We start from the raw sequence: 18,022 nt of genomic DNA, 5'->3' as shown, positions 1-18,022 counted from the left end.
ATTTGTTCACAAAATTAACAACTTTATTACTCCATATTGACATCATTTTGACTTAAAATATCTGAAAAGCTCCCGAATTATAATCCCTTCTTCAACTCCACCAACTCCATCAGGGAAGAGTTTTTTAAGGGCAGCAGAGAGCTCTTTTGAGTTGCAAAAAATTCCCATAGAACTTAGCGTTTCAGCGTAATCATCCAGAACAGAATGCTCCTTTTTGGATTTTTTATTTTGGCGATTTTTCTTTTTTCGCGGGGAATAAAAAATAATGATATCGCCGTTGTTGCCAATGCCTTCTTCTCTGATTTCAAGAAGCTTAATCTGTAAATTCTTGTCATAATAAGGACGCTTAGTTTTGATATGATAGAGAGGCTGAGGAAATATTCCCTCTTCTAACAACTGATAGAATCTTGCCCTGCTTAGACCTACAAGTTTACAGGCATCTGAGACAGAAATTACAGGTTTGAAATTTGACATCTTATTATCATTCATTGGTCATCAAATCTCCATCAATTAGACAGTTACTTCTAAAAAAATGCTCAATATGGGCTTTGCCTTTATCTGTAATAACCCTTTCAGAGCCAATCTTTTCAATAAGTTCCTGCCTTAGTAAATAAGGTTCAATGACGTTTGCTACAGTCTGTCTGGGAAGCCCAATCTTTGATGCAACAACATTAAGCCTGACAGATTCGTTTTTTGAAAGTTCTTGGAGGTAAGAACGTTCTAAAGCATCAAGTCCCAATTCATCGATATCAAGCAATTGAAATGCTCTTAAGGTATCAGATAAGGTTATTAAAGCTCGATTTTCAGATGAGCATACATTCCAGGCCATCTGTAAATTCCTATTTAAAGCTATTCTTGGAGTCTGTTTAGACCGCTTTGCTATTATTCGCAAGACATCTTCAGACTCGTAATCCCATCCAAGAGAGTCTGCTCTTTGCTTAACTATTCCAATCAAATCATCATTTGAATAGTAATCAAAACGGGCGTATATCCTCATTCTATTTCTCAAAGCATCTTGAAGAAGATACTCGTGAGTAGATGCTAAAATTAGGGTAAAGTTAGCAAGGGGAATAGCATAGCCGCCCTTATTGTTTTTCTTTGGGGTAAAGAGCTTCTTTTCGCTCAAAGCAGTAAGAAGTATGTGCTGAACCTTAGTATCCAAGGATTGAGCCTCATCTAAGAAGATAGTAGTCTCATCGGTTGCCTGGATAAGCATAGCAGTTATCTCACCAACAGTAAGCATTTCTGAGTTTGCCTCTATTAAGTCAAGATTTGCAAGCTCAGAATGCACAGCCTTTGCAACAAGGCTCTTTCCAGTGCCTGATGGACCGACAAGTAGGGCTGGGCCGAACGAAGCACACGTGCCATTCTGGCGGCTATTAAAGTAAGCATCAATGTTGACCCTCAATACATCTATAACTTTATCCTGACCTTTTATGTGATTAAGGCTTGATATTGCTACTTGATTTACGTCTGTTCCTGCCATTTATTTTATTTTCTCCAAAAAAAACTTTTTATTATATTAAAAACCATTTTAAATTAGCTGGAGATTTTGTTTTAAAAAGCAGCCTGGTGTAACGCGAGGAAGTATTTAAATCAAGTGGCAATCCTGATAAAGGCTGATAATTTTAATGGCATTATTGCATTATATAGAATATCAATCCTCTTTTTTAGGGTCACCAGAGCAAAAAGGCTGAAAAACTGAAGAATTCAGAACCTGATACTGCTGAAAAATTTTAAAAATAATTTTTATTCATCGACCGAAATGAAAAAAAAAGATTAAGAATCCCAGTAAAAAATAATAAGAATAATTTTTATTCTCTGGAACAAATTACTGCTCTAAAAGTTCCAGCTACATTAAATATGTTTTTACATAAATAGAAAAACTAAGCGTCACCCCTACCCATGGGGGTAAAAGTTTTATGGGACTCCTACTTGAAAATAGGGTTCCTTGAAAAGCGAATTTTAAAACAGGGTAATTTTTGGGTTGAAAATTAATAGGTAAAAACGTCAAATTGAAAGATATGAGAGTAAAAATAAAACCAGGATTATCGGAAAATCTGGGTATCTGGGCAGGGACTGTTATGGCTGTAATTATAATAAAAATATGGATGATGCCCTGGCTGAGCTGGGGGGAGGTGGTGCGGTATGTTATTCGGGTTTTATTTAGGCTGATTTTATAGTTTTTGGTGTTGATTAGTAATAATTTGAGGATAATCTGTTAAAATCTTGATTCTGTTCAAAACAACGAGAATTAGGAAAGAAGAAAATTATACAAAAAAATAATTTTTCTGTTGACAAATCTTTACTATATTCAGATTATCTGTTTAGTGAACCTTTTAACTGGGGGTTCAAAATAATAGATTTAATGATTTGAGTAAATTCAGGATGAAAAATGAGTTTAATCAGCCGAAACTATTTGGTTCCCAGACTTGTTGTATTTGTTGCTGTGATGGTTTTGACAGGAGTGTTTGCAGGAAACGCATATGGCATTGCCAGTGTTGAAGAAGTAATGAGGGATTATCAGAAAGTTCGTCGTTATCTTAATTTTATTTATTATTCAGAAGATAAGTGCCAACCTTGGGACGACCTTTGTTGTGCATATAGAGAAATTAAGACACCATCATTCCCTGAAGATGGATACTATGACACAGACAGGCAAAAGGACTTATCTCAAATTGTCGCTGTAACCAAATATTTATTTGATTCACTCTATGATTTGAACCTTGGGAGCAGCGTATTAACTATAAAACATGAGACAACAGACAATGGTCATGATAAAGGATTGAGCTTATATGTTTCAGACCCTTCAGATGAAGATTGCCTATGTAATTATTACGAGGTTGAGCTCAGTAATGAATTAGCAATCAATACCATAGGAATTATAGATTCAGATGAAATAACCGAAACGAATCACCAGAATGTTTTAAACGCAATCTATTCTGACATTCAATTGCTGAATAAAACTTCGCGTACGAGCGTACTTTGTTACGCACAGCAAAGGGGAAGTGGTCATTTCAATTGGAATCCCGATAACAACAGGACAGTGTTAAATTGTTCTTTGCACGGCAATTACACCGGTGAGCCCGAACCAAAAACTATGTCTGAGATACAGACAGAAGCAGACAGTGTTTTTTTTGATGACTTTGACACTGTCAGTTGCAGTAGCAATCTGTCGTATTCGACCGGCATATCCACCAGATACTTAACTACCACAAGCGATTTAAGCTGGATAGGTCATTGTGTTCAGTGTTGCACATGCTTTCCCTTTTGCCTTATTAACGAAGACCAATTTGCCGGAGGTTATGCGTATAAGTCCCTTAGCGATACTACATACTCATGTGACCTCAATATGTATCCGTCCAGCGACACCGCTAAGGTATATTTAATGTTGAATCAGTATGAAGCCTTAGGGCATAACAATCCCGTATCAGCTAACCAACTATACCATCTTTATAACAGTGTAAATCTAAGTTGTGGGCTTGAGGATGAAACATTTAGCTTAAACCCTACTTTTGATGGCTGGTTGGGAGCTGATAATGTAGAGACGGGCTGGTATTTGGAAGATGCACTTGTAGTCGTAGAAACTGATTATGCAGATTTTATAGACGTTGACGCTATTGAAACTCACGCAATTTCAGAAGAACAAAATGGAGGCATATTTCTGGTAAAAGAAGGCGATAAGATGTTTGACGGCAAAGTTATCTATACAGGCGCTTGTGGTGATAAAAATGGTGAAACTTTTATCTTGAAAATGGATTTTTATCTCCCAGTTCAACATCTACCTTCCTATGGAGACGCACTTCGTATTGAGCTTGAGAATGTGAAGGTTCCAGCCATGGATGTGGCAAAAGTATGGTTTGATGGTGAAGTTTTAGATAATGACATAGAAGATAATACAATTATCGATGCTGACTACAACTCTAATGAGGGCAAAATCACTGTTGAGCTAAAAGTGCAGGCCTACCAGGGAGATGATAATTTAGATATTAATTTTAAACTTTGGTGGAATGAAACTATCAGGTCACAAGACAACGAACCAATAAGGCAAAAGGTACACGCATCTTCGTCTTATAACCTTAAATATGCACTCAAATCCAACGGTTATGAATGCTGCAATCGCAAAGACCTTGGAATTGACTCAATACCACCGAAGATAACGATACATGCCAATGATGCTACAGAGCTTTATTATCAAGATATAGATGAGGCATATATCTATGGAGCAGAATTCATTGAAGAGAAACTGGATGATTTTAATCCTTTTGGTAATGATTTGGCTACCTTTAATGCTTATCTTACAGATAACTCAACCAAAGAGTTAATTCAACTACAGATGCCAGGCGATAATATCTTAGTGTATAGTATTTCGACTGACTCTGGAAGAAAAACAGCATCATTTGAATGGGAGGTTGACCTTGCAGGCAATATAATTTCTGATGCATATTGTCCTGGAGAGCAGTTGACTTCTATAACCAGTGCAGGAGTTACACGCTCTTTTGAATATCATACGAGTGGCAATTTAGAGGGTAAGTTAAAATCGTATAAAGACAGCGTCGGGGCTCTTGAGAGGGAGTATATAATTGATTATGACCCTGTAACCTTCGAAGTGTCAGGTGTTCTTGGAGGTGATGGCTCAGGGAATAGTTGCTCAAGTTGCAATTCCGGCGACCGCCGACTGTATCTCTATACGGATTCAGGGTACGTATATCAGGAGAAAGATTTAGCAGATAATGTAATCTATACTCACGCTTATGATGATGAAAACAGGCTGACAGATACATGGCTTGGTTCAGGAGTATCCATTCCGGTTAAGCATATTGACTATAGCATAGATGCAAACGGGAATAAGGTTAGGACTATCTATGACTATACCACAGACATTAATCATTACAGACTGACCCTGGAGATTGAGAAAAGTGACCATACAAAGAAAACTGTAATTCAATTTACAGACCCTGAAAACGTAGACATATTACAGATACCAGATGATTTAACTGATACAATTATCGCCAATGGATACTATGAATACCAGGATGGAGCAAATACAGTTACAGTAGAGTTTTATCCAACAATATATGAATATGAGTATAATAATGATGTACTAGTAGCAACCATTGAAAAATCTCCGGAATTTAACACTCGGGCTCTCAATGAAACCGGAACCTATCGCAGAACTGAACTTCACGGCTCTTCAGATGGATATGATATTGAAAAAATAATTGAAGTTGCATCTGATGGAACAGAAATAGAAGTTTGTATTGGGAAGACCTACTACAACAGCGACCAACAGGCAGAGGAGATTTTTAGCTGGTACAATCTAAGGGATAGTTCAGAATACGAGTACTTTGGCTCATATCATGAGTATGGCACAAGTGGTTCAGACGAAGACCGGCTTATTGTTAGTTATGAACAGGTGATTTACGATTATTTCGATTATGAATATAAGGCTGTAGCTCAACTGAATAATCAAGATATACTGCTTCGGCATGATTATACCTACTATCCTGATGGACGTATCGAAACAGAAACCGTAAGTAATAATGGAACTGATGAAGTTATAACCTCCTACGGGTATGACGGCTATAATCAATCAACAGGAATTACTGTTACCGATTCATTGGATAATGTGCTGTATACTACCGTATCAAAGTCTACAGCTCTTGGTGATGTTATATATACTATCGATAAGAGAGGCGTTTCCAGAGGTAAAGAATATGACGACGGCGGTAAGGTTATTAGCGAATTCGTGTTCGCTGACCCTTCAGATGTTAATGGTTTTGATGGAGCCTCTAACGCTGACATAGAGACTGTATATACAGGCATTGATGTCTTGATTCAGAAACTATACTATTATGATTCTGCTGGACGGATTGAATTCATTTTAGAGGCTGTTCAGGATGGTTCGTTTAGCTATTACAGCCATTGTGGCACATTTTATGATTTTCTTGCTAGTAATGCTGTGGCGACAAGTGTGGAAAATGATGAGTATCTGTTGGATGGATGGCGTGTAACGCAATATGAGTATGACCTATATGGGCGTAAGAAAAAAGACATATCAGGCCCTGTGCTTGTGTATGAAACTACTCCCGGCGTTTATAAGTATTATTACACTGGTGACAATATTCAGACCGACTATGTCTATAACAATCAAGGTGAGCTTGAAATGACAATCTATCCAGACGGCCATTGGGTAAAGCAGATACGCGATGGACGCGGTCAGGTAATAAGGACTGAGGAAGGATACACGAATTCCAGTTCAGCGGATGTAGTTCTGACCTGCTCGGAAACTGAATATGATGTCAATGGCAGGGTTTTCAGGACATGGAAAGGCATAGGCTCTGAGCGAGTTGCTACAGCAAGCTACGGCTATGATGACTACAACAATAAATATCGTCATTATGTGGGTGACGTTGATGGCGTTTGCGATTATGTCGAATACGAGAAGAACTATGCAGGTGATGTAGAACGTGAGATTTATGTAGATGTGGAAGGTTCTGCTGGTTCAACTACAGAAACTATTGTCAAGGATGTCCGGTACAAATATAATTCTCGCGGAGAAAAATATGAAGAGATTCTTCTCGATGACCCTAATGATGTCGTCTCAGACACTCTGCGGGACCCTGATGAATATGACAGGATTAAACTGTTTAGCTACGATTATCAAGGCAGACTTGTTGAGACCCTGACAAAAGCAGACAGCAACAGCAGTATATATGATACTAATGGTTATGCTGTTTATCAGGCAGGTGACCGTGTCGAGCAGAACTGGTATAATCTTACCGGAGAGCTTGAGTATTCTGCCAGGTTTGAGTATGCCGGTGATGCTTTAACTGACAACAGTAATGAACTTCCTTTTGCTGATACCGATGAAATGCTTGATTATGCTCTGTATGTCGAGGGAATTTATATCCAGAAACGAAATTATACCGGTGGTCAGTTGACGAGCACAGAGGTTCTGAGCGATTATACCCGTGACGGCAGCGGAAATGCTCTATCTGCCGTCTGGCTTACAACCGCAGGCTATTCTTATGACAACGCAGGCAGAACCTGGAAGGCATATGACGCTGATTATGATATGGAATATACCCTTGATGGTGACTCTACGGTTTACAGTCACACCTACAACAACTATACAGAGACCCTGTATAACAGCCTCAATCAGCCTGTTGCCCAAACTCTCTGGCAGGTTAAGCCCACTCTGCGTATAAATGAACTTTTAAATCTTGAAAATGCTCCGGGAGAAAATCCCATTGCTGTTTCACGGGTTCTGACCAGTTACAACAACAGAGGTCAAAAGGAGAGGGTTGCCGTATTTATTGACCCGTCCGGCCACAGCGATACAGCTCCATTAGAGTTTGATGATGTGGTCATAGGAACCGATAAGGTTACGGATTACTGTTATGATGTTTACGGCAGACTGGAATTTACCAAAAAGCTTACTTATCAGTTTACCGCTCTGGGAATGACAACGACTAAATCTGCATATACCCAAAATGTATATGAGGAAATCGGCAGGGTTTGGCGGACAGAATCCGGTTATGAAGAGGAATACGTCAGCTCCTTCGGAGCTACATACGCTGTTGCCCCATATAAAACAATAGATTATGAATACAACACCCTCGGTCAGCGTGAGTATCAGACAATAACAGATATCGACCCGACTGACAGCTCAAATACTATAGTCGCTGCAAGCCGCTACGGCTATACAAATCAGGGACAACTTGAAACAGTAGAGACTTATGACGGCTCAAACTATGATTATACACAAATCTACTCTTATGATGTCCTGGGCAGGCGAACAAGCTATCAGGACGGCGACGGGCTGACTACATACTTCACTTACTACTATACCGGCGAGTTGGCAGACAAAATCGAAAACCCCCTCTCTTCAACCTTAAAACGCACAACGACCTATGGTTATGACCGTTTTGGCAGGCAGGCAAGCATTACAGCCACTGAAAATGATGATACTCAAAACAGCCGGACAACTTCCTACGATTATAATTATCTCGATAAAATTACCAAAATCAACTATCCAGGCAGTAATACCCTTGAATACGGCTACGATATGCGTGGAAATACCATCCTGCGTGTTGAAGACCCTGATGTCAATCAGACAAGCCCCGAAGACCGCAAGTGGACCCATTACAAGCGTGATGAGATGGGGCGTGTTGTTGGCAAGGCTTACGGGCAGACGGTTGACTGGACGGAGATGGGAAGCACCGGCTGGTTCGACCAGATTGTATATAACGCCCTTGGGTTAAAGGACAAAGTAACCAAGTTCGACGGCTCATCTGATTCTATCTTTTATTATTATGTCTATGACGGGCTGGGCAACTTAAAGCAATCTGTTGAGAACTGCGGCGATTTCGATGGTGTTACCATTGATTACGGCTATGACTGCCGCGGCAATCTGGCCTGGGTTACCTATCCAAACGAGAGGACGGTTGAATATAACCGCAGTGGATACGGCAGCATAGACGATGTAGCCTATAACGGGATGGATATTATAAGCTATGATTATATCGGCTCACGTATCGCGGCGAAGACCTACGGCAACGGCATTGAATACAGCGTCTCTTTTGACGGCGTTGGGCGTATCACCGATGAGGATTATACCTTGAACAGCACGGTTGTCGCATCCGCCGACTACAGCTATACTTCAGAGAGCCCCCAGAGCCGCCTTGCAAGCCGCGACGGTGCGGCGTATTCATACGATAACCTTGGCAAACTCACCGCCGAGGCAAGTTCTTCCTATACCAGCGATTATCTCGGCAACCCGACCAATGCCGCCTCTGACGGGCTTTTCTACGGCGTTGACGCTGAAAACAGGGTGGTTGACGTTGATGATTCCTCCGGCGATGTTGCAGGCTACGCATACGATATGCTCGGCAGGCGGATAAAGAAAACCGTCGGCTCGTTGACAACCTGGTTCGTCTATGATAAGATGGGCAATATGATATCAGAGTATGAACAGATTGGGACAGGAAGTATAAGCTGGTCTCGTGACTATGTTTACGGAGCCTCGGGCGAGGTAGTCTATATGCAGATGCCTCCTGCTTCCTATACTACCCTCTATGAGTGGTTCGTTGTCTTCGCTGATGCGTGGCTGTGCTCTCCCACCTGCACTTCAGAAGAACTTACAGATTGGGATACCAACGATGATGATGAAATAGACGGTGACGACCTTGTAGAGTGGGTTCCTGTGATTGCAGACGAGGTTTTCTATTCCCAGCGTTCATATTTCTTCACCGACTATAAAGGTTCCGTGATAGCCAAAACCAACGATGAAGGCGGAATAGATGAAATAATCTACGATGCCTGGGGTAATGCTTCAGTAGCCCAGGGCGTTGACCTGAACGGTCTCTCAATCCTCTGGAATGGTTATTATTTCGACTACGAAACAGGAAATTACTACCTTAAGAACAGATATTATTCCCCTGTAGAAAGAAGCTTCGTAACAGAAGACCCTCATGGCATCAATCCTGATGGTAATTGGAACAATGCGTTCTCTCCAATCCGCCAACTTACTGATGGTGCAGGCTTGCAGGTTTTCGCCAATCACGACCCGATTAACAAGAGAGATGATTGGGGGCTAACATCATTAGGTACAAAAATCATGGGAATTTTAGCGGCACGAGCGGCAACTTTCACATGGAATTGGTTCAACGACCCTGTAACTGCTCATATCAATGACGAATTAGATGAATTGATAACTCAATTATCTGGTAGTATGGATGACGTTTATCGCACTAAGATTGTCAAAATGAGTGGGACAGCGAAATTGACCGGATTAGTTGGGGAAAATTGGAAAGTCTCAAAAATCAAACCTTTTGACGGATTTTGGTGGTTAAGTACTTCCCATGAAATCACCGCAAAAGGTAGTTTTGATTATTGTTGCTCAGGCTCTCATTGTAAACTGACCAATGTCAATATGAAATGGCAATGGCACGATGAGATTGACGCTAACAACTACAAAGAAGTGTATAAAAAATCAGGCAATGCATTAGGTGCAGTTGTCGAGGGCACTTGGAATGTTTTAGTTGATGGTTTGTTAAACGCTGAATATCCCGTAGTCATCCAGTGGGAAGATAACAGAGATGAGCCTATTGATATATATGGTAGATGGTGGTGATAAAATGAAGAAAATATTTATTGGCGTCTTGGTCATTGTATTTATTTGTTTAACTATCTTTCTAATTTATAAAGGTATTTATGGGTCTAAATATAGTGGTGTGGCTGACAATATTGAATCAATACAAGAGTTGTCTCAGACTTCAATTCCCGGTTTTTTATCGCCTATTGGATTTGATGGCAATGTGGAATATACTCTTCACTGGGACGGTAGAGGTTGGCGCGGAGAATTACGAAGTTATGCAAAACTATGTCTTTTTACAAAGTTTTTCAACCCTGAAGTTACTACCTCAGAAATTATAGAGGCAGGAGTGTACATACCACATGATTTACCTGATAAACCACCTAATTATCTATCTTTTATAGCTACCGTTGGTAATTTCTGTTACAACCCCACGCATAACTCTTTGTTAAATGCATGGAGAATAGGGTCTGATTCTCCTATACCAAACTTTATTGATAGTGATGATTTCTTTGGAAGTAAGCAAGGACGATTTAATTCCTCAGATGGAACCGGTGCTTTTTTTATTAAGGTCAATGGTTTATACGATGTTGAGACTGGTCAAGTTATTCTTAAATTCTTTTCTATGAGAGCCTCCCAAATGGAAGGAACGGAATAGCTATTGATTAATTATAGGATAAAAACAACTATGATATTATGGGTAACGTGATAAGCGAATACGAAAAATCGCCCGGCGGCGACCTTAGCTGGGCAAAAGACTATGTTTACGGAGCCGATGGCGAGGCGGTCTATATGCAGATGCCCTCTTCTACTGCTATGAACGCCACGTTCGAAGATTATCTCGATTTCGCGGAAGCGTGGCTGTGTTCGCCGAGCTGCACAACAGCACAGCTTGTATGGGATACAATCGGCTGGGACGATGTGAACGATGTATGGCTGACCACTGGCGATTCTCAGGTTGACTTCTACGATTTCGTTGATAACGGCGATGTTTTTGAAGGCATGTATGATATCAACGCGAACTACCTTCTTACCGACTTTAAGGGCTCGGTTATTGCAATCTCTGATGAATACGGAGATACAGACGAGATAATCTATGATGCCTGGGGAACGCCATACATAGCTCAAGGCGTTGACCTTCAGGGTTTGAGCGTTTTGTGGAATGGTTATTACTACGACTACGAAACCGGCAATTATTACCTGCGTAACCGATATTACAGCCCAACAGAGCGTAAATTCATTACAGATGACCCGCACGGAGTCAATCCTGATGGAAACTGGAACAATCCGTTCGCCCCAATCCGCCAGCTTGATGATGGTGCGGGTTTGCAGGTGTTTGCTAATCATGAACCAGTAAATGGCAGGGATGATTGGGGGTTATTTGCTGTGTCGGATGCACTTGATATTCCGTTTTTTATATCTTTTGTTAATCACCGATATAATGGTGACGGTCAACTTTGGACTAGTGGAGCAGCTAATCTCAAAAGACAAGTTTCAGTAAAAGAACCTACTGCTGGTTTTGTTCGTCAAAAAGCAACTTCGATTTGTGCTAGGCTTAGAGCTAAAGGCAATCGTTCTTCTGAAGAAGGCACTGCAGAGAGAAATTACCTTCCCAATATGTATGCAAGAGATAATATTTGGATAAAATCAACTTTAAATGGAGCACACAGGTATTGTGTTGTCACGAGATATAAAGCTAGATATGATTGTAAAAAATGCAAAGTTGAATTTGACAATACCTATGTATGGGTAGATGAGGGTAATTTAGATTACAATAGTTTAGAAGACAGAGCTTTGAGAGTGGCGGAAATCGCATTAGGTTTTACAACGGCCAGTTCAAACCCTACAATTTCAGCGAAATTGTTGTTCCCTGTAGATTTTCCTATTAGAATAAGATTCGAAGCGAAAAGTATTTATGAACATGAAGAAGAACCAGAAGAGCATTTTTCTTACTCTGGTTGGCCACTTAATTTCTATAATGATAAATCTTGGAGAGAAATTAAATGAGAAAATTAAGTACTGCTTTCTTCATCTGTGCCATATTAGTATTGCCATTCATAATTCTATGTTATGATGACCATATGATAAGAAAAAAAGGATATGGCTATATATTAAGTCCTATGCCGCCTTGGCATCTCTCAGACAAGGCAATAAATGATTTGGCATCAGTATTTGGATTTGGCTATGGTTATTACAAGAAAGGGCTATCTAAGTGGCCAAGCTTAGATGATATACTTAAAAGCGAAAAGTTTGGACTTGTAGATGACAAGAGTCTTATGAACTTTGGACTTAGTATAATAATTCATCATCCCACTCAAAGGAAATTGCTATATAAGGCAAACATGCCGACTAGTATGGCGGTAAGTGACTCAATTGAGAAAAGATTGGAAAGTTGCATTCTTGTTGCCACATTATTATCTGAAGATGTTGCTGAAAATGGTTCAATCCTTGCGAATCCTTTATACCCTGAACGTTGGACAGATAGATTTTCACAAGACAGTTGGCAAACATGGGTTGTTCTTGATAATCAGTGTTTCGTCCATAAAGTAAGTAGTGACTTACCTCCTATTCCTGGTTGTATATTACGACTTGATGCTAAATCACTTCAAGCAATTGAATTTTACTATCCAAAAGATGTTTTACCTGCATTAAAATCAATATATCCTAATGTGCAAGTGCCACAAGACAATATAATTGAGACAATATCCCTTCCCGTTCCGGACAATAAGTGATGTTGGTTTAGTGAGTTGATAAAATGGGAAACGTGATATCAGAGTACGAACAGATTGGGGCAGGCAGTATAAACTGGGCTCGTGACTACGTTTACGGAGCCTCGGGAGAGGCGGTCTATATGCAGATGCCCTCTTCTACTGCTATGAATACCGCTTTCGAAGATTATCTCGATTTCGCGGAAGCGTGGCTGTGTTCGCCGTCATGCACAGCAGCACAGCTTGTATGGGATACCACAGGCTGGGATGATGTGAACGATGTTTGGCTGACCAGCGGCGATTCGCAGGTTGATTTCTACGATTTCGTTGATAACGGCGATGTTTTTGAGGGCATGTATGATATTAACGCTAACTACCTTCTTACTGATTATAAAGGTTCTGTAATTGCTATCTCTGATGAATACGGGGATACAGATGAGATAATCTATGATGCCTGGGGTAATGCCTCTGTAGCTACAGGCGTTGACCTGCAAGGCCTCTCAATCCTCTGGAACGGCTATTATTACGATTACGAAACCGGTGTTAAGCGGCGCTGAAAACAGGTCAGTAATGAGCGGGTCAAAATAGGTCATTTTGAAAGGAAGTTTTTGCCTTAGAGTCGTTATATTATCGATATTATCGAAAATATAACGGAGGTCTTTATGGCGAACTATCTAAAAATGACTAAAAGAAGTGTAATACAGACATTAAGAGAGCGTAACTGGTCTTGCAGGCGTATATCCAGAGAGCTTGGCATCCACCTGGATACGGTGCGTAAGTATGCAAAATCAGACAATGATAATTCAAAACAGGTCACTAACGCGCCTCCCGGGTCGGTGGCCCAAAGCTCAACCGGTCCGGTAAGCAATTGTGAGCCTTACCGTGAAATAATTAAGAACAAGCTGGATATGGGGCTCAGCCGCCGGCGTATATGGCAGGATCTTCGTGACGACCACGGCTCTGATGTCAGCTACCACAGCGTTCGCAGGTTTGTCAACCGCCTCAGTAAAAATTCGCCTGTTCCGTTCAGGCGTCTTGAATGCAGGCCCGGTGAAGAGGCTCAGATAGATTTTGGTACGGGTGCACCGGTAATAACGAAAGATGGCAGACGAAAAAGAACTCATGTAATACGGGTAGTGCTTAGCTTCTCCCGTAAATCCTACAGCGAGGCAGTTTTCAGGCAGACCGGCGATAACTTTATAAATTGCCTGGAAAACGCTTTTCACCACTTTGGCGGTGTTCCGCAAACACTGATAATAGATAATCTTAAAGCTGCTGTAAACAAAGCTGACTGGTATGATCCTGAGATACACCCAAAAATAGTGTCATTCTGCCGTCATTACGGTACCGCCATTTTACCCTGTAAGCCGTATACCCCAAGACACAAGGGTAAGGTTGAAAAAGCAGTAGCATATGTCAAAAATAACGCCCTCAAGGGCCGCAGCTTTAAGAGCCTCTCAGAGCAGAATCAGTTTCTTCTCAGCTGGGAGAGCCGTATTGCCGATACCCGTATTCACGGCACTACCCGCAAGCAGGTAGGCAAATTGTTCACAGAACAGGAAAAGCCTGCTTTATTGAGGCTTCCGGTTGGAAGGTTTCCTTCATTTACAGAAGCTCAGCGGTCCGTTCACAGGGACGGCCATATAGAGGTAGAGAGGACCTATTACTCGGTGCCTCCGGAATATACCGGCCGCAAGGTATGGGCAAGATGGGACGGCCATATGGTAAGAGTATTTAACCGCAGCATGGAGCAGATTGTTGTTCACGCTAAAGTTGAGCCGGGCAGATTCCAGACTCAGGACGGACATATTCATTCAGAGAAAAGAACAAAGATAGAAAACGGCGTTGTATGGATGCTTGAACGAGTCAGTCTGATAGGTGAGAATGCCCAGAGATGGGCCCGGCAGATGCTTGAGGCCAGAGGAATACCTGGTATCCGCGTACTTCTGGGCTTGCTGAATATGACCAATACCTATAACGGTAACAAAATCGATAATGCATGTAAAATAGCGTTAAGCCACAATGCTTTTCGATTGAAGACCATCAGGAGTATTATTAAACACGGCGGTGACAGGCAGCTCCAGATGGAATTTATAGATGAGCACCCTATTATCAGAGATATCTCCAGTTACGGAGAATTCGTAAGAGAGGTTCTGGGCTGAACAATAATCATAACTTATTCAGGAGCAGATTATTATGAACAATTCACTGCACAACACATTAAAATCACTAAGGTTGTCAGGTATGCTTGAGATACTTGAAGTTCGATTGCAGGAGGCAGCCGGCAACAGCCTCACTCATGCTGAGTTTTTAGAACTGATCCTGCAGGATGAGATGCTGGTCAGAAAGCATCGCCAGATCCAAAGGGGTATTAAGGCTGCCGGGTTTAGAGAACTCAAGACACTGGAGGAGTTTGACTGGCAGTTCAACACTTCGATTAAAAGAAGCCGGATATTTGATATGGCCACATGCCGCTTTATCAGTGAGGGCATTGATGTTTTGCTGCTTGGCCCGCCGGGTGTGGGCAAGAGTCATTTGTGTCAGGCGATAGGCTATCAGGCAGTCAAGGCAGGCATGGCTGTGCGGTACCGCTCGATATTTGATGTTGCCAGGGATTTTCTGCACGAAGATGCCTTTGCCTGTCAGGATAAGGTAATGAACAGATATCTCAAGCCGGAGCTGCTGATAATCGATGATATGGGCATCAAGCATCTGCCAAAACGCTGCGGCGAGTATCTGCTGGAGATCATTATGCGGCGATATGAAAACAAATCCACGATGATGACCTCCAACAGGCCGCTGGAAGACTGGGGCAAGCTAATTGGCGATGTACCATCGGCAACCGCAATCCTGGACAGGTTTTTGCATCATGCTGAGATCATCAACATCACAGGCCGCAGCTACCGTCTCAAGGACCGTGCCGAGCATGGTGCCTGTGAGAAAAGAGCCGGCCATGAAGGCTGACTCAGTCTTAACCGGCCTGTCCCGCCCGGCTTGCGGCGGCCAGGTTCCGACGAGCTTTTTGGGTGGCCCATTCTCACCCGGCCGCCGGTCCGGGCGAAACAGGCCTGGCGTATCTGCCCAATAACGTCGAAAATAATCGTTTTATCCAAATCCAACTTGACAAATGAAACTAAAAATAGTAAATAACAACTGGTTTAACTGACCCATTTTGAACGCGCTCATAGTGACCTAATTTAAAGCGCCGATTGACACCGGTAACTATTATCTAAAAAACAGGTATTATTCACCTGTAGAACGCTCTTTTGTAACAGAAGACCCGCACGGAGTTAATCCTGATGAAAACTGGAACAATCCGTTCGCCCCGAAAGACCAGCTCATTGACGGTGCCGGTTTACAGGTGTTTGCCAATCACGACCCGGTAAACGGCAGGGATGATTGGGGGCTGTTCTATGATTCCACTCCTTGGAATCCAGTTGATAACCCTTTAACAGGCGAGCCTCTGCCTGGGTGGGAACCACCAGTTTCAACTCCTGTTTCAATCGGGACAAAAATAAGTGGAATTGTTTATTCAAGATTATTAACTGGTCTAATTATTAATAGGCTTAGAACAAATTGCTATACTCTTGAAGATGAGCAGAGAGAAATTGAAAGTAGATTTAAGGATTATATTAGACAACACTATATTAAAAAGGCTAAACGTAATGGGAAAATTCGTTTTGACACCCACAGAGTCGCAGGCGACTGGAATTTTGGAGGAGCAATTCCACCAACTACTGCCTATTGGTTAGGAGGTGCACACCGTGTTTCCGCTAACGGTTCTTTTGATGTGTGTTGTAAAGGAATAAACTGTCAAACAAATAATTTAGATGTTCAGTGGACTTGGTATGATGATATTGATGCTCATGATTTTAAAGAAGCACTTAATACATATGAATGAGTTTCCAAAGATGAAAATTGGTGGATTAAAGGAGGGCAATCTGCATGGCTAACTCTCGAAGCATTGTGGGATATTTGGGGAGATAAAATTTTAGATACTGATTTTAACGTTGAAATTAATTGGACAGATACAACAGATATAACATTTATTAAGAGATAATAATTTTGAAAAAAAAACATATATTATTTAGAATTGTTGCCGTATTATTATCTTTAATAATAATATGGGGTGTATTTGTTTATCCTGTTTTAAATGCGTGGACTGTAGGGCAATTAGAAAACATCTCTGACCTAAAGTATGTAGGTGACTATTTAGATGGATTAGATACATCTGATGGTATTAGATATGTTCAACATACGAATGTTATGAGTAGAGGGCATTTTACAGTCTTAATCTCCGGTACTACTAAAGAAAAATCTTTTACCAATTTTTTTACTTCGTTTATTGACTATAGGGTAAAGCAGGATAACAAAACTTATTATAATAACTATCAAAAAGACATTTATGAAAGTTTTTCTGAATCTTGGTCCAAACATATTTCCAAATTAGGCCTAAACACTAAAAAAATGTCAGGTAGTTCACCAGACGACTTGTGGGGTTATGCGAATTTAGAATCAAAAAATTATACATTTAAATTTGTGGCATCATATAGAAAGATTGATGGTTCATTTTTGATTGGAGTTTCTCGATATTAGAGAAAAATTATAGTTTTAGAAATCTTTAACTTAACAGCTTTATACTTAAAATCTAAAGATTTCAGCTGAAATATTATTTTCTATGATAAGATGGGCAATGTGATATCAGAGTATGAACAGATTGGAACAGGCAGTATAAACTGGGCTCGTGACTACGTTTACGGAGCCGGTGGAGAGGTAGTCTATATGCAGATGCCGCCGGACTCATATACTACCGTCTATGAGTGGTTCGCCGATTTCGCCGATGCGTGGCTCTGCTCTCCAGACTGCTCTTTAGAAGAGCTTGCCGCGTGGGATACCAACAATGACGATGAGATAGATTCCGACGACCTTGTTGAGTGGGTTCCTGTAATAGCAGATGAAGTTTTTTACTCCCAGCGGTCATATCTCTTGACCGATTCCCGCGGCTCTGTGATAGCCAAGACAAACGACGTAGGCGGAATAGATGAGATAATCTATGATGCCTGGGGCAATGCTTCAGTAGCCCAGGGCGTTGACCTGCAAGGCTTGAGCGTTTTGTGGAACGGTTATTATCTCGACTACGAAACCGGCAACTATTACCTGCGTAACCGATATTACGTAAGGTCTCGAGCAAGTCCATCTTGTATTGATCTTTGAA

General features: G+C 41.2%; 12 protein-coding genes. 10 read left to right on the top strand and 2 right to left on the bottom strand.

Annotated elements, in window-relative coordinates; all coding sequences use genetic code 11:
• Positions 1-42 precede the first annotated feature (42 nt).
• Positions 43-489 (bottom strand): helix-turn-helix transcriptional regulator, encoded by a 447-nt coding sequence (locus SMSP2_RS05425; RefSeq protein WP_146682981.1) that lies wholly within the window; start codon positions 487-489, stop codon positions 43-45.
• Entirely contained in the window at positions 482-1,486 is a 1,005-nt protein-coding gene (locus SMSP2_RS05420; RefSeq protein ID WP_146682980.1) for a Holliday junction DNA helicase RuvB C-terminal domain-containing protein, read from the bottom strand. The genes SMSP2_RS05425 and SMSP2_RS05420 overlap by 8 nt, the downstream gene beginning before the upstream one ends.
• A 909-nt stretch (positions 1,487-2,395) precedes the next feature.
• Between SMSP2_RS05420 and SMSP2_RS05415 the strand changes: the two genes are divergently transcribed.
• From SMSP2_RS05415 to SMSP2_RS05370, 10 genes are all read left to right on the top strand, one after another.
• Positions 2,396-10,138 (top strand): hypothetical protein, encoded by a 7,743-nt coding sequence (locus SMSP2_RS05415; protein WP_146682979.1) that lies wholly within the window; start codon positions 2,396-2,398, stop codon positions 10,136-10,138.
• 4 nt (positions 10,139-10,142) lie between these two features.
• Positions 10,143-10,757, top strand: a complete 615-nt coding sequence (locus SMSP2_RS05410) for a hypothetical protein (protein ID WP_146682978.1) — start codon at positions 10,143-10,145, stop codon at positions 10,755-10,757.
• 38 nt (positions 10,758-10,795) lie between these two features.
• Positions 10,796-12,106: an RHS repeat-associated core domain-containing protein gene (locus SMSP2_RS05405; RefSeq protein WP_146682977.1), complete on the top strand. Its 1,311-nt coding sequence runs from the start codon at positions 10,796-10,798 to the stop codon at positions 12,104-12,106.
• Entirely contained in the window at positions 12,103-12,831 is a 729-nt protein-coding gene (locus SMSP2_RS05400; protein WP_146682976.1) for a hypothetical protein, read from the top strand. The genes SMSP2_RS05405 and SMSP2_RS05400 overlap by 4 nt, the downstream gene beginning before the upstream one ends.
• Before the next feature lie 23 nt (positions 12,832-12,854).
• Complete coding sequence (locus tag SMSP2_RS05395) at positions 12,855-13,364, top strand: hypothetical protein (RefSeq protein ID WP_146682975.1); 510 nt, start codon at positions 12,855-12,857, stop codon at positions 13,362-13,364.
• Positions 13,365-13,487: 123 nt separating this feature from the next.
• A complete protein-coding gene (gene istA, locus SMSP2_RS05390) occupies positions 13,488-14,969 on the top strand; it encodes an IS21 family transposase (RefSeq protein ID WP_186804635.1) in 1,482 nt (493 codons plus the stop codon).
• Positions 14,970-15,003: 34 nt separating this feature from the next.
• Positions 15,004-15,771: an IS21-like element helper ATPase IstB gene (istB, locus tag SMSP2_RS05385; RefSeq protein ID WP_146682973.1), complete on the top strand. Its 768-nt coding sequence runs from the start codon at positions 15,004-15,006 to the stop codon at positions 15,769-15,771.
• Between the two features lie 397 nt (positions 15,772-16,168).
• Positions 16,169-16,708, top strand: a complete 540-nt coding sequence (locus tag SMSP2_RS05380; RefSeq protein ID WP_146682972.1) for a hypothetical protein — start codon at positions 16,169-16,171, stop codon at positions 16,706-16,708.
• 164 nt (positions 16,709-16,872) lie between these two features.
• Positions 16,873-17,403 carry a hypothetical protein gene (locus SMSP2_RS05375; RefSeq protein WP_146682971.1) on the top strand — a complete coding sequence of 177 codons (531 nt, stop codon included), beginning with the start codon at positions 16,873-16,875 and terminating at the stop codon, positions 17,401-17,403.
• A gap of 99 nt (positions 17,404-17,502) precedes the next feature.
• Positions 17,503-18,021 (top strand): RHS repeat-associated core domain-containing protein, encoded by a 519-nt coding sequence (locus SMSP2_RS05370; RefSeq protein ID WP_146682970.1) that lies wholly within the window; start codon positions 17,503-17,505, stop codon positions 18,019-18,021.
• The last annotated feature ends 1 nt before the right edge of the window (position 18,022 follow it).

This window comes from Limihaloglobus sulfuriphilus (assembly GCF_001999965.1).
GTDB lineage: Bacteria > Planctomycetota > Phycisphaerae > Sedimentisphaerales > Sedimentisphaeraceae > Limihaloglobus > Limihaloglobus sulfuriphilus.
Note: the sequence above shows the minus strand (reverse complement) of the source record. Positions and strands in the feature narration are given on the sequence as shown.

Coding starts and splice junctions, on each gene's coding strand:
- SMSP2_RS05425 (WP_146682981.1), bottom strand. CDS start 489: ATGAATGATAATAAGATGTCAAATTTCAAACCTGTAATTTCTGTCTCA.
- SMSP2_RS05420 (WP_146682980.1), bottom strand. CDS start 1,486: ATGGCAGGAACAGACGTAAATCAAGTAGCAATATCAAGCCTTAATCAC.
- SMSP2_RS05415 (WP_146682979.1), top strand. CDS start 2,396: ATGAGTTTAATCAGCCGAAACTATTTGGTTCCCAGACTTGTTGTATTT.
- SMSP2_RS05410 (WP_146682978.1), top strand. CDS start 10,143: ATGAAGAAAATATTTATTGGCGTCTTGGTCATTGTATTTATTTGTTTA.
- SMSP2_RS05405 (WP_146682977.1), top strand. CDS start 10,796: ATGGGTAACGTGATAAGCGAATACGAAAAATCGCCCGGCGGCGACCTT.
- SMSP2_RS05400 (WP_146682976.1), top strand. CDS start 12,103: ATGAGAAAATTAAGTACTGCTTTCTTCATCTGTGCCATATTAGTATTG.
- SMSP2_RS05395 (WP_146682975.1), top strand. CDS start 12,855: ATGGGAAACGTGATATCAGAGTACGAACAGATTGGGGCAGGCAGTATA.
- istA (WP_186804635.1), top strand. CDS start 13,488: ATGACTAAAAGAAGTGTAATACAGACATTAAGAGAGCGTAACTGGTCT.
- istB (WP_146682973.1), top strand. CDS start 15,004: ATGAACAATTCACTGCACAACACATTAAAATCACTAAGGTTGTCAGGT.